12 protein-coding genes are annotated in these 13,078 nt (G+C 73.8%); 6 read left to right on the top strand and 6 right to left on the bottom strand.

Translation table 11 applies throughout. The features are described from left to right. Positions 1-190: 190 nt before the first annotated feature. The 5 genes from H505_RS0133810 to H505_RS0133830 all read left to right on the top strand — a co-directional run bounded on the left by H505_RS0133810 (position 191) and on the right by H505_RS0133830 (position 5,638). Positions 191-1,273 (top strand): sugar ABC transporter substrate-binding protein, encoded by a 1,083-nt coding sequence (locus tag H505_RS0133810; RefSeq protein WP_026405470.1) that lies wholly within the window; start codon positions 191-193, stop codon positions 1,271-1,273. A gap of 112 nt (positions 1,274-1,385) precedes the next feature. Beyond that, the gene (locus H505_RS0133815; protein WP_026405471.1) at positions 1,386-2,171 is read left to right on the top strand and encodes an ATP-binding cassette domain-containing protein; all 786 of its coding nucleotides are present in this window, start codon (positions 1,386-1,388) and stop codon (positions 2,169-2,171) included. A gap of 13 nt (positions 2,172-2,184) precedes the next feature. Next, positions 2,185-3,468, top strand: coding sequence for a sugar ABC transporter permease (locus H505_RS0133820; RefSeq protein ID WP_026405472.1), 1,284 nt, complete (start codon positions 2,185-2,187; stop codon positions 3,466-3,468). Positions 3,469-3,656: 188 nt separating this feature from the next. Beyond that, on the top strand, positions 3,657-4,415 hold the full coding sequence (locus H505_RS0133825; RefSeq protein WP_026405473.1) for an ATP-binding cassette domain-containing protein: 759 nt from the start codon (positions 3,657-3,659) through the stop codon (positions 4,413-4,415). Next, positions 4,412-5,638: an ROK family transcriptional regulator gene (locus H505_RS0133830; protein ID WP_026405474.1), complete on the top strand. Its 1,227-nt coding sequence runs from the start codon at positions 4,412-4,414 to the stop codon at positions 5,636-5,638. The genes H505_RS0133825 and H505_RS0133830 overlap by 4 nt, the downstream gene beginning before the upstream one ends. Positions 5,639-5,656: 18 nt before the next feature. On the opposite strand, the gene H505_RS0133835 is transcribed toward H505_RS0133830, so the two are convergent. From H505_RS0133835 to H505_RS0133855, 5 genes are all read right to left on the bottom strand, one after another. Beyond that, positions 5,657-6,244, bottom strand: coding sequence for a flavin reductase family protein (locus H505_RS0133835; RefSeq protein ID WP_084551135.1), 588 nt, complete (start codon positions 6,242-6,244; stop codon positions 5,657-5,659). A 203-nt stretch (positions 6,245-6,447) separates the two neighbouring features. Continuing rightward, complete coding sequence (locus H505_RS0133840) at positions 6,448-7,833, bottom strand: FAD-binding oxidoreductase (protein ID WP_026405476.1); 1,386 nt, start codon at positions 7,831-7,833, stop codon at positions 6,448-6,450. A 165-nt stretch (positions 7,834-7,998) separates the two neighbouring features. Continuing rightward, on the bottom strand, positions 7,999-9,159 hold the full coding sequence (locus tag H505_RS46205; protein WP_051301481.1) for a lysylphosphatidylglycerol synthase transmembrane domain-containing protein: 1,161 nt from the start codon (positions 9,157-9,159) through the stop codon (positions 7,999-8,001). A gap of 156 nt (positions 9,160-9,315) precedes the next feature. Then, the gene (locus H505_RS0133850; protein ID WP_034521250.1) at positions 9,316-9,588 is read right to left on the bottom strand and encodes a hypothetical protein; all 273 of its coding nucleotides are present in this window, start codon (positions 9,586-9,588) and stop codon (positions 9,316-9,318) included. Between the two features lie 29 nt (positions 9,589-9,617). Then, on the bottom strand, positions 9,618-11,183 hold the full coding sequence (locus tag H505_RS0133855; protein ID WP_026405478.1) for a hypothetical protein: 1,566 nt from the start codon (positions 11,181-11,183) through the stop codon (positions 9,618-9,620). Between the two features lie 102 nt (positions 11,184-11,285). On the opposite strand from H505_RS0133855, the gene H505_RS0133860 reads away from it, so the two are divergent. After that, a complete protein-coding gene (locus H505_RS0133860) occupies positions 11,286-11,984 on the top strand; it encodes an HAD family hydrolase (protein ID WP_026405479.1) in 699 nt (232 codons plus the stop codon). 1 nt (position 11,985) lies between these two features. Here the strand turns inward: H505_RS0133860 and H505_RS0133865 are convergent, their stop codons facing one another. After that, the gene (locus tag H505_RS0133865; protein ID WP_026405480.1) at positions 11,986-13,041 is read right to left on the bottom strand and encodes a TRM11 family SAM-dependent methyltransferase; all 1,056 of its coding nucleotides are present in this window, start codon (positions 13,039-13,041) and stop codon (positions 11,986-11,988) included. Between the last annotated feature and the right edge of the window lie 37 nt (positions 13,042-13,078).

Below are 13,078 nucleotides of genomic sequence, written 5' to 3' on the forward strand. Positions count from 1 at the left end.
GGTTCGCCTCGTGTTACTTGATTGTTACTGCCCACAACAAATTGGGCCGGGTCCGGGTCTGGTGCGACGGCCGGACGGGGCATATGTTGCGGGGCACAACATTCACGCCGGTGCAGGACGGGCCCGCACACCGGCGGGGACAACCCCCGAGGCCGCTCTGCGGCCGACCCCCCAGAAAGGACCCGGGCACATGCGCAAGGGGATCCTCCGCCTGGCGGCGGCGTCCGCCGCCGCGGCACTGTCGCTCACGTCGCTCACCGCCTGCGGGGACGACTCCGAGGGCGGCGCGACCGGCACGGCCGAGGGCAAGATCGGCGTGATCCTGCCCGACACGACGTCGTCGGACCGGTACGAGAGCTTCGACCGCCCGTACCTGGCCGAGGCGTTCAAGGCGGCGGGCGTCGAGTACGACATCCAGAACGCCGAGGGCTCGGCCCAGCGGTTCCAGACGATCGCCGAGCAGATGCTCACCAACGGCGTCACCGTCCTCATCGTGGACGGCATCGACTCCAACTCGGCCGCGGCCGTGCAGCGCCTGGCGAAGAACCGGGGCGTGCCGACGATCGACTACGACCGGCTCACGCTCGGCGGCGTCGCCGACTACTACGTGTCGTTCGACAACGTGGTCGTCGGCCAGCACCTCGGCAAGGGCCTCCAGGAGTGCCTCGGCGACGAGCAGGCGAACATCGCCTACCTGAACGGCGCTCCGACCGACAACAACGCGACGCTCTTCGCGCAGGGCTACCACGGCGTCCTCGACAAGGTCGCGAACTACAAGAAGGTCGCGGAGCAGGCCGTCCCGGACTGGAAGGCCGAGGAGGCCGCCACGCTCTTCGAGCAGATGTGGACCGAGCAGAAGGGCGAGATCGACGGCGTGCTCGCCGCCAACGACGGCATCGGCAACGCGGTCATCTCGATCCTGAAGAAGAACCGGGCCGCCGGAGAGGTCGCCGTCACCGGCCAGGACGCCACCCTGCAGGGCCTGCAGAACATCCTGGACGGCAACCAGTGCATGACCGTCTACAAGCCGATCAAGCAGGAGGCGGACGCCGCCGCGAAGCTCGCCGTGTCGCTGCTGAACGGCGAGAAGGGCGAGACGAACGGCACCGTCAAGGACCCGAAGGGCGACCGCGACGTCCCGTCGGTGCTGCTCGAGCCGATCACCGTCACCGAGAAGAACATCAAGCAGGTCGTCGACGACGGCTTCGTGAAGGCCGCGGAGCTGTGCGCGGGCGCCTACGCGCAGAAGTGCAAGGACGCCGGCGTCCAGTGACGGCTCCCCGTTGACCTCGTGGCGGGCCCCCGCTCCCCCGAGCGCCCCGGGTGCCCGGAACCCCGGGACGCTCAGGGGGCCCGCCACGGGCACGACCCCTGGAAGGAAACACGTGGCAGACAACGGTGACCCCGTACTGCGCCTGACCGGGCTCAACAAGAGCTTCGGCCCCGTCCACGTGCTGCACGACGTGGACTTCGCGGTGCGGCGCGGGGAGGTGATGGCCCTCGTCGGCGACAACGGCGCGGGAAAGTCCACCCTCATCAAGTGCATCGCCGGGATCCATCCCGTCGACTCGGGCCGGATCGAGTTCGAGGGCCGCCCGGTGACCATCGACGGCCCGCGCGCCGCCGCCGACCTCGGCATCGAGGTCGTCTACCAGGACCTCGCGCTCGCCGACAACCTCGACATCGTCCAGAACATGTTCCTCGGCCGGGAGCGGCGGAAGTTCGCCGTGCTGGACGAGGCGTCCATGGAGAAGGCGGCCCGCGAGACGCTCGCGCGGCTGTCGGTCCGGACGGTCAAGTCGGTGCGGCAGCAGGTGTCGAACCTGTCGGGCGGGCAGCGGCAGACGGTCGCCATCGCCAAGGCCGCCCTGTGGGAGTCGAAGGTCGTCATCCTGGACGAGCCGACGGCCGCGCTCGGCGTCGCGCAGACCGAGCAGGTGCTGGACCTGGTGCGGCGGCTCGCCGACACCGGCCACGCCGTCGTGCTGATCTCGCACAACATGAACGACGTGTTCGAGGTGGCCGACCGGATCACCGCCCTCTACCTCGGACGGGTCGCGGCGGACGTCGCGTGCTCCGAGGTCACCCACGGCCAGGTCGTGGAGCTCATCACCGCCGGCCGTTCCGGCGATCTCGGCCTCGCGCCGACGACCGCCGCCGAGAACATCTGAAAAGGGGCAGCAGGTGTCCACCGAAATCCCCGAAGGCAAGAAGGCCGCCGTGCGGCTGGCGGACTCGGACTTCGCCACCGACCTGCGCGAGCACGACCTGCGATCGGCGCTGCTCGACTACTGGGGCCGGCTGCGGGCCGGCGAGCTCGGCGCCCTGCCCGCCGCGCTCGGCCTGATCTCCCTGGTCGTCCTGTTCACCGCCCTCAAACCCGAGACCTTCCTGAGCAACACCAACATCGCGAACCTGTTCACCCAGGCGCTGCCCATCTCGCTGCTCGCGATGGGCCTGGTGTTCGTGCTGCTCCTCGGCGAGATCGACCTGTCGGCGGGCGTGACGAGCGGCGTCACCGCGGCGGTCCTGGCCAAGCTGCTCACCGACGCCGGGTACGCCTGGCCGGTCGCGGTGATCAGCGCCCTCGCCGCCGGGATCGTCATCGGCGCCGTGATCGGCTGGCTGGTCGCGGTGGTGCGGATCCCCTCGTTCGTCGTCACGCTCGCGTTCTTCCTCGGCCTCCAGGGCGTCATCCTGTGGCTCATCGGCGAGGGCGGCACGGTCGCCGTCCGCGACGACGTCATCGTGGCGCTCGCCAACCGCAACATGCCGATCTGGCTGGGCTGGACGCTCGCCATCGCCTGCTCGGGCGGCTACGCGGGCCTGCAGCTGCTGCGCTGGCGGCGGCAGCGGACCGCGGGCCTGCACTCCCGCCCGCTGCAGCTCGTCCTGCTCCAGTCCGGCGCCATCGCCGCGGCGCTGCTGATCGGCACCGCCGTGCTGAGCGTCGACCGCGCGCCCAGCCCGCTGGCCGTGGTCGCGGGCGTCCCGTGGGGCGTGCTGCTCGTCGGCGTCCTGCTGATCGGCTGCACGTTCGTCCTCACCCGGACGCCGTTCGGACGGCACGTGTACGCGGTCGGCGGCAACGCGGAGGCGGCCCGGCGGGCCGGCATCAACGTCACCCGCATCCGGATCTCCGTCTTCATGATCGGGTCGGGGCTGGCGGCGGTCAGCGGCATCGTCGCGGCGTCCCGGCTGATGTCGGTCAACACCGCGGCGGGCGGCGGCGACACGCTGCTGTACGCGGTGGGCGCCGCGGTGATCGGCGGGACGAGCCTGTTCGGCGGCCGCGGCAAGGCGCGGGACGCGATCCTCGGCGGCCTGGTCATCGCGATGATCCAGAACGGGCTCGGGCTGATCGGGACGTCGGCGTACCTGACGCTGCTCATCACCGGCCTCGTGCTGCTGTTCGCCGCGAGCATCGACGCGCTGGCCCGCCGTCGGCGCAGCGCCACGGGCAGATGAACCGGCCCGGCGACCACCGGGAGCCGATGGCGCGCGCCGTCGGCTCCCCGGTCGCGCCCGCCGGCCCGTCCGGGTTCCCCGCCCCGGACGGGCCCGCGGGCGTTTCCGCGCCGTGGGCCACCGCTGATACGCTCGGCGTCCACGGCCGCGCGGGACGCGGCGGCGCGGCACGGTGGGAGCCCAGCGGGATGTCCGGTACTCCTGTTCTCGACCTGCGCGGCATCGACAAGAGCTTCGGTTCGGTCCAGGTGCTGCACGACGTCTCCTTCGCGGCCCATCCGGGCGAGGTCACCGCCCTCGTCGGCGACAACGGCGCCGGCAAGACCACCCTCGTCAAGTGCATCGGCGGCGTCCACGCGATCGACCGCGGCGAGTACCGCTTCGAGGGGCGCCCGGTGCGGCTCGGCAGCCCCCGCGCGGCGTCGTCCCTCGGCATCGAGGTCGTCCACCAGGACCTCGCGCTGTGCGAGAACCTCGACGTCGTGGAGAACCTCTTCCTCGGCCGGGAGCGGCGCCGCGGCCTCGCGCTGGACGAGGAGGCCATGGAGGACATGGCGCGCCGCACCCTCTCGGGCCTGTCGGTCCGGACGGTCGACTCGGTGCGGCGGCGGGTGGCGCACCTGTCGGGCGGGCAGCGGCAGACGGTCGCGATCGCCCGCGCCGTCCTGTGGGACTGCAAGGTCGTCGTCCTGGACGAGCCCGCGGCGGCGCTCGGCGTCGTGCAGACCCAGCAGGTCCTGGAGATCGTGCGGCGGCTCGCCGACCGGGGCCTCGCGGTCGTGCTGATCTCGCACAACATGAACGACGTGTTCGCCGTCTCCGACCGCATCTGCGCGCTCTACCTCGGCCGGACCGCCGCGCAGGTGCGGACGGCCGACGTGACGCACCGGCAGGTCGTCGAACTGATCACCTCGGGCGTCAGCGGCGATCTGGGGCTGCGCCGATGAGGGCGGGACCGTCGCAGGAGGACGTCCGGCGGCACAACCTCGGGACGCTGCTGCGCTTCGTGCACCTGCGGGGACCCGCGTCCCGCGCGACGCTCGCCGAGTCGCTGGGCCTCAACCGCAGCACGATCATGGCGCTGACGTCCGACCTGACCGCGGCCGGGCTGGTCCGCGAGGAGCTGCCGCGGGGGCCCGGGCGGCGCGCCGGGCGCCCGTCGCTCGTCGTCCGGCCGGAGTCCACCCGCGTGTACGTGCTGGCGTTCGAGGTCGCGGTGGACCGGTTCGTCGTCGCGCGGGTCGGACTCGGCGGGGTGATCCTGGACCGGCGGGAGGGCCGCCGGGCCCGCGACTCAGACCCGGCCGAGCTGCTCGGCACGCTCGTGGCGGGCGCTCGCTCGCTCGTCCGCAAGGCCGAGCGGGACGCGGTCTGCGTCGGCGCCGCGGTGGGCTTCCCGGGAACGGTCCGCCGCGCCGACGACGCGATCATGTTCGGCCCGAACCTGGACGTCGGCGACCTCCCGCTGGGCGACGCGCTGTCCCGCCGCCTCGGCCTCGGCATCCCCGTGTCGGTCTGCAACGACGCCAACCTGGGCGCGCTCGCCGAGCACGAGCGGGGTACCGGGGTCGGCTGCGACAACCTCATCTACCTGCACGGCGACGTCGGCGTCGGCGGCGGGATCATCGTCGGCGGGCGGCTGCTCGGCGGCGACGAGGGGTTCGGCGGCGAGGTCGGGCACATGGTCGTGAACCCGGGCGGGCGGCGCTGCGCGTGCGGGTCGAAGGGCTGCCTGGAGGCGGAGGTGGGGGAGCGGACGCTGCTGTTCCACGCCGGCCGGGAGGAGCGCCCCGACCAGGTGGGGCGGGACGCGGTGCGCGCCGTCGTGGACGCCGCCGACCGGGGCGACATCGTGGCGCGGGAGGCGCTGCACCGCGTCGGGACGTGGCTCGGCCTCGGCGTCGCGAACCTGGTCAACATCTTCAACCCGGGCCTGGTGGTGTTCGGCGGGACGCTCCGCGACATCTACCTCGGGGCGGCCGCGCAGGTCCGCAGCGTGCTCGCGCAGGGCGCGCTGGCCGCGCCGCGCGACAAGGTCCGGCTGCGGACGGCCGCGCTGGGCGACGACACGACGCTCGTCGGCGCCGCCGAGTTCGCGTTCGCGGAGGTCCTGGCCGACCCGGTGCAGGTGCTGGCCCGGCTGCGGACGCCGGAGAACGAGCCCGTCTAGGGGGCGCGGGCGCCGGGGTCAGGCGAGCCCGCCGTACCCGCCCCGGTAGAAGATCAGCGGGTCGTCGTCGCCGTGCTTGTCGAGCTCGTGCACCCGGGCGACGACGATCACGTGGTCGCCCGCGGCGTGCTCCTGCTCGACGGAGCACTCGATCCAGGCGAGGACCCCGTCGAGCAGCGGGGCGCCGCCCGGCGACCCGGTCCAGCCGATGCCGGCGAACTTGTCGGCGCCGCGGGCCGCGAGCCGCCGGCTGACGTCCTCCTGCGGTTCGCCGAGGATGTTCACGCACAGCCGTCCGGCGGCGCGCAGCCGCGGCCACGTCGTGCTGGTGTGCGCGACGCAGAACGCCACGAGGGGCGGGTCGAGGGAGACGGACGTGAAGGAGTTCGCGACCAGGCCCAGGGGGCTCCCGGTGCCCGGCTCCAGGGCGGTGATGGCGACCACGCCGGTGGCGAAGCGGCCCAGGACCGCGCGGAACCGTGCCGCGTCGATGTCGGTGACCGGCGGCGCCCCGGACGGCGCCGCGCCGCCCGGGCCCGCGGTCGTCGGGGGCGCGGTCGTCGGGGGCGCGGTCGCCGGTGATGCCGCGGCGGCTCCGTCGAGCATGGACGCATTCCCTCCTCGTGGCGTCGGCGCGTCGCGCGGTGCCGCACGGTGCGCGGTGCATGGCGGGCCCGTACCGGCGCTCGTCCGGTCGCAGGCGCACGTCCAGTACAGCCGACCAACGGGGACGCTGATTCCCAAAGGGGACGAACTCCGTCAAAGGTCCTGGTCGGGCCTAGGTCGGCGGTCGGAGGGGACGCCCGCGCTCAGGGGCGCGGGGCGGGTTCGATGTTCTGGTTCGCGCGGAAGAAGTTGTCCGGATCGTAGGTCCGCTTGATCTCCGCGAGCCGGTCGTAATGGCCGCGGTACGTCGCCAGGACCCGCTCCCGGCCCTCGCCCGCTCCGATGAAGTTCACGTACGAGCCGCCCATCGAGTACGGGAGCAGGGCGTCCCAGTAGTCGACGCACCACCGGCGGATGGCCTCGGCGTTGGCGGGGTCGGGGTCGACCCCGGCGAGGACGCCGGACCAGACGGCGTCGCGGTAGCTCCACGCGGTGGCGTCCGGGTCCGTCCGGTGGGCGGCGCCGTCGACCGGGTAGAGGTGCATGAGCGACAGGGACGTGGGGACCTTCTCGCCGTACTCCAGGTGGACGTCCAGAGCGGCGTCGGGGATGCGGTCGAAGAAGTGGCCGCGCCAGTACCACTGGTAGCCGGGCGGGATCAGGTCGTCGAACATGCTCTGGATTGCGGGGTAGGGCATGGGCGACGCGAAGTGGAAGGCGGGCGGGCCCGGCTCCCCGCTCGTGGCGAACGTCTCCTCGAAGCGGTCCGGATCGCCGGTGCGGCACCACACGACCCCGCACATCGTCCGCCCGTGGATCTCCTCGGGGAAGGGCGGGGCGGGCGGGATGACGAACATGGTGTAGAAGCCGTACACGTCCTCCGGCGCCCGGGGGAGGAACTCGCGGTACCAGGAGAGCACGTCGCGGGTGCGTTCGACGGGCCACACGGTGATCGCCATCCCGACCGTGTCCACCGGGTGGAGCCGGTAGGTCAGGGAGGTGACGACGCCGAAGTTCCCGCCGCCGCCGCGCAGCGCCCAGAACAGGTCGGGGTGCTCGTTCTCGTCGGCGGTGACGAACCGCCCGTCGGCCAGGACGACGTCCGCGGCCAGCAGGTTGTCCACCGTCAGCCCGTACTTGCGCGTGAGGTAGCCGTGGCCGCCGCCGAGGGTGAGGCCCGCGGCGCCGGTCGAGGACACGATCCCGGCGGGCGTGGCGAGCCCGAAGGCGTGGGCCGCGTGGTCGAGGTCGCCGAGCAGGGCGCCGCCGCCGACCTGCGCGGTCCGGGCGGCGGGATCGACGTGCACCCACCGCATCGGCGACAGGTCGATGGTGACGCCCTCGTCCACCAGGCAGAGCCCCGGCCCGCTGTGCCCGCCGCCGCGGACGGCCGGTTCCAGCCCGGCGTCGCGGACGAGCGCGACCGCCGCCATCACGTCCGCGGCGTCCGCGCACCGCACGATCGCGGCCGGATGCTTGTCGATCATCGCGTTGTAGACCTTGCGGGCCTCGGCGTACGCGGCGTCCCGCGGATCGATGACCGGTCCGCGCAGGCTGGAGCGCAGCGCCTCCACTGTCGCGCTGTTCATGATGTTCTCCCCGGACGAGCCGAACCGCACGGCCGGGCGCCCGCGGCGGCCGCCGGTGCGCTCCGCGCCGTGCCGGCCTGTACGCAGGCCGCCCTGCCCGGCCCTCCGCAAGGGAAAACCGCACAACTGGACATATAGCAACAAATGGGTTTAAAGGTGCTTGGGTCAGGGGCGGCGGGACGGCTCGGCGGACGCGGCCGCCGCGCCGTACCCCATCCCGAGCGCCATCCCGGACGACGCCGCACGCAGGCAGCCCAGGACCAGCCGGCCCGCGCGCGCCGACCGCGCCCGCGTCCGCGCGGACACCCGCGGCCCCTCGCGCAGCACGGCCCACGCCGCCCACCCGACCGCGACCACCGCCCAGTACGACACCAGCCGGTACAGCGCGACGGCCGCGACGGCCGCGGCCGGCCCGGCGCCCAGCGCCGCCAGGGCCGCCGCCATGCTCGTCTCGACCGCGCCGAGCCCGCCCGGCAGCAGCGGCAGCGCGCTGCCCGCCGCCTGCGCCGCGAAGTACGCGAGCGCGACGCCGTGCGGCGGCACCGCGATCCCCACCGCCTGCGCCGCCGCGAACAGCGCCAGGATGTCGAAGGCCCAGTTGAGGACCGCCAGCGCGGCGAGCGCCGCCCAGTCGCGCCCGGACGGCCGCAGCACGTCCCGCGCCTCGGCCAGCGCGGCCGCCGCCCGCGCCGCGCGGGGCGCCACGCGCGGGTGCGCCACCGCCCTGCCGCCCGCCCGGCGCAGCGCCCCCGCCGCCGCGCGGCGCGCGCCCGGCCGCAGCAGCACGGGCGCGGCGAGCAGCGCCGCGGCGACCGGGACGGCGAGCGCCGCCAGCACCGGTCCGCGCGAGCGCGGCTCCGCCAGCAGCGCCGCCGTCCCGATCGCGGTGTACGCCGACGTCGTGATCACACCGCCCGCCAGGATCACCGCGGTCGCCAGCCGGGCCGGCGCGCCGCCCCGCCGGAACTGCCGGAACGTGTAGACGACGCTCACCGCGGGGCCCGCCGGGAGGGTCGTCGACAGCGCGTTCCCCGCGTAGGTGATCGCGAAGGCGCGGCGCAGCGACATCCGCAGCCCGCCCACCCGCAGCAGCCGCCGCTGCAGCCGGGCGAACGCGCCCATCGACCCCGCGCCGCCCACCACGACCAGGACCAGCCACAGCGGCTCGGCCCGCCCCGCCGCGGCCCGCAGCGCGCCCGGATCGGGGAGCCGGTCGCGGTTCAGGACGAGCGCCGCGACGGCACCCAGCACCAGCGCCCACTGGACGGCGACGCCCGCGCGCCGCCACCGCGGCGCACGAGGCTTCTCCGCGACCACCCGCTCCACGCCCGCTCACCCCGCAAGATCCTTTTACGGTGCGAACCTACGGTCGGGGGCGGACATTCCCCGGCGGCCGGGATCCGGAAACCGGCGCAGCCGCTTGCGGCCCGTCCGCTTGCGGCCCGTCCGCTTCCGGCCCGTCCGCGCCGGGGACGTCCCGGCTCAGGGGCGGTTCGTCGGGTTCACCGCGTCCGACTCGGCGGGGCCGTCCCGGTCGGGCCAGCGCTCGTCCTCGCCCGGCCGGGCGGCCTGCTCGTCGTACTCGGCGACGCTCAGCCCGTCCCGGTCCTGGTCCGGCTCCTCGATGACGTGGTCCGCGGGCGGATCCTGGACGTACTGCTCGGTCAGGGCGACCTCGTCGGCCTGCTCGTCGTCGCCCATGTCGTCCACGTCCGCGCGGAAGTCTCTGTCCTCTCCAGGGTTGCGCTGCCTCATGCCCCCCGGTGTGCCCGCAGCCCGGCGCCCTATGCGGCCGGGCGGTCCCGGACGGCGACGAGCCCGCCGACCACGCCGACGAACGCCGTGCCGTCCGGGCCGATCGTGACCGGCGCCCAGTTGTTGTCGAACCACTTGCCCGTCCCGGTCAGCACCTTGTAGACCGTCCGGCCGGTGTGGACGTCGACCGCCGTGAGGTACCAGGCGTCGACGAGGTCGCGGCGCGGCTCCTTCGTGTACACGTACAGCAGCCCGGCCGGGACCGACACCTTCGGGACGGTCGACGGCGACCGCTCCGCGCTCGTCCACACGGTGCGGCAGCCCGCGCCGCCGGCGTCGACGTCCACGCGGGCGAGCCCGCCGGTCGGCGCGCCGCCCGGCGGCAGCTCGAAGAAGTTGCGGTAGCCGTGGTTGTTCTCGATGAACAGGCTGTTCCCGTACCCGACCAGCGAGTTGTCCGTCGCGCTCCGCCCGCTGCCGAACACCGGCTCCCGGCAGACGAGGCTCCCGTCGTCCCGCCGCCGCACGACCACGTTCATCCGGTCGTCGGCGTTGTCGGTGATCGCCACGTACGCGTCGCCGAGCAGCGTCGGCGTCGTCCCCGACCCCTGGTCGATCTGCCCCGGCTTGCGGCCCGAACCCCGGTCGTACGGCTCGCGCCACACGGTCCGCGGCATGCCGGTCGCGTCCGCCCGCATCGCGTACAGCGCGTGGTCGGACACGATCGAGACGCCGTCCTCACCGGCGGCGAACGAGTTCTGGATCCGCTCGCCGCCCGCCAGCCGCGTCGCCCGCACCGTCCCGGTGTCCGGATCGACCGTGCCGAGGCGCCCGCCCCGCGTGACCCACCAGATCAGGCCCGTCCAGTCCGGCCCGACCGCGGTGATCGGATCGCACTCGCCCTGCGGCCACGGGTTCGTCCACGTCGCGCAGTCGTGCGGCAGGTACGGGCTCAGGTCCCAGTCGTCGACGACCTCGAACCGCCACCGCCCGTCCGGCCCCTTCCCGTGGGCGAACCGGCGCAGGTGGAAGTCGGAGTCGGCGAGCACCGCGCGGTCCTGCGGGTCGAGGTAGTAGTACGCCCCGCCGGACGTGTCGGTGAAGATCTTGTCGAGGCTCAGCGAGAACACCGCCTCCACCGTGGACGGACGCGGCGGAAGCTCGAACGTCGCGAGATCGTCCAGCGTCCGCGGGTCGATCAGCCGCAGCATGAAGTTCTGCCCGCGCGTGCACTGCGCGACGATCAGCCCGCTCCGCCGCGCGAACGTCACCGTCGAGCACAGCCCCGGGAGCCCGCCGCCCTTCGCCTCGTCCAGCACCTCCGGGTTCCGGCCCAGGGGCCCGAGGAACGGGTAGGCGTCGGACGCGTGGCTGTCGGCGTGCATCGACGACGTCCCGACCGGGCCCATGTGCGGGTTCGCCGGGACCGGTTCGCCGGGCAGCGGCCGCGGCGTCGCCGGACCGCCGACGAACGCGGGGACGCGCCCGGTGCCGGGGCCGTCGGGGATCGGGTCCGCGCCCGCCGCCGCCGCCGACGGCAGCAGCGCCGCCGCAAGCGCGACGGGAAGCACGGCGGCGAGCAGGGCTCTGCGCATCGGGCAACTCCTCGTCAGGACGTCGCCCCGTTCGCGCCGCCGGGACGTTCAACGCATCGTCAGTATGATCGTCCGGGGCGCCCGGATGGTTACCATCCCCGCATGGCCGTGAAAGCAGTGATCTTCGACTGGGGCGGCACCCTGACCCCCTGGCACGACATCGACATCGGCGACATGTGGCGCGCCATCTGCACCGCCCACCTGCCCGCCGACGACGTCGAGCGGGTCGCCGCCGCGCTGCTGGAGGCGGAACTCGAACTGTGGCGGCGCGGCGAGGAGCAGCACCGCAGCGCCACCCTCGCCGAGGTCTTCGAGCGCGCGGACGCCGGACTGGAACTCACCGAGGCGCTCCTGGAGACCCACTACGAGACCTGGACGCCCCACACCTTCACCGACCCGGCCGTCCCCGGCCTGTTCCGCGCCCTCCGCGACCGCGGCATCAGGATCGGCGTCCTGTCCAACACGATGTGCGGGCGCGACTGGCACGAGCGCGTCTTCGCCCGCGACGACGTCCTCGACCTCCTCGACGGCGCCGTCTACTCCAGCGAGATCCCGTGGACCAAGCCGCACGCCGAGGCGTTCCGCGCCGCGATGGACGCCGTCGGCGTCACCGACCCCGCGTCCTGCGTCTTCGTCGGCGACCGCCCCTACGACGACGTCCACGGGGCCAAGTCGCTCGGCCTCCGGGCCGTCCAGATCCACCACCAGACCACCCACGCGTTCACCCGGCCCGGCCTCCTGCCGCCCGACGCGCTCATCCACCGCATCGACGAGCTGCTGCCGCACCTCGACGGGTGGTGACCTAGGGCTTCGCGGCGACGATCAGATCCCGGGAGATCGCCTGGTCGACGCGGTGGCGGAACCGCAGGTACGGCTCGGATTCCGCCACCCGCAGCCCGCTCCCCGCCAGGATGTCCGCCAGGTCCTCGCGCCGCCCCACGAACGTGTTCCACGAGATCCCGATCGCGCCGCCCGGCCGCAGCAGCCGCGCCCACTCCGGGACCGCGGCGGCCAGCAGCTCCACCGGGCTGCGCGACAGCTCCTGCCGCCGCCCCGGCCGCCCGCCCTTGGGGCGGCTCGCGTGCTGGACGCCGTACGGCGCGTCCGTCACGACCAGGTCGAACGACGCGGGCTTGAAGAACCGCCCCGCCTGCAGCGAGTCGGCGTTCACCACCTCGATGTCGATCGTCTCGCCGCTCTTGTAGCGCTCCTTCGACGCCCCGAGCGTCACGTGCAGGCGCCGCCCGACCACCGACTTCTCGCGCCGGATGTTCGCCACCTCCGCCCGGTGCTTCACCCGGTTGTTGCGCAGCCACGTCTTGATGAACGCCGCGTACGCGTCGAAGTCCTTGCCGTCGAGGTCGATCCCGGCCGCGTCGAACCCGTACATCATCGCCTGGTTCAGCGTCGTGCCCCGGCCGCACATCGGGTCCAGCACCCGCGGCCGCCCGGTCACCAGGTCGGCGGGGGAGTCGGTCGCCATCGCCGTCACGTTCAGCAGCAGCTTCGTGAAGTGCTCGTTCGTCTTCCCCGAGTACTTCTGGATCGTCAGCAGGTCGCTGCCGAACAGGTCCAGCGGCTCGACCGCCACCGGCCTGAGCAGGCCGCCGTCGCAGAACTCGAACAGCGCGTACAGCGACGACAGGTTCGACAGGAGCCGCACGTCCGGCGGGCCCAGCTCGTCGGCCTCGAACGTCACGTAGCCGACGCCGCCGACCGACGTCTCGCCGATGCCGCGGATCCGCCCGCCGAGCGCCCGCTCACCGAACACCGCGAGCTCGGCCCGCACCAGTTCGGCGGCGGCCTGCGAGTAGACCCGGTTGTGCGAAGGGGAGACGAGAAGGCCGTACGCGGTCATTCGAAGGAGCCTAACAGCGCGCCCCGCCGCCCGAGCC

It is taken from the genome of Actinomadura rifamycini DSM 43936 (assembly GCF_000425065.1).
Lineage (GTDB): Bacteria > Actinomycetota > Actinomycetes > Streptosporangiales > Streptosporangiaceae > Spirillospora > Spirillospora rifamycini.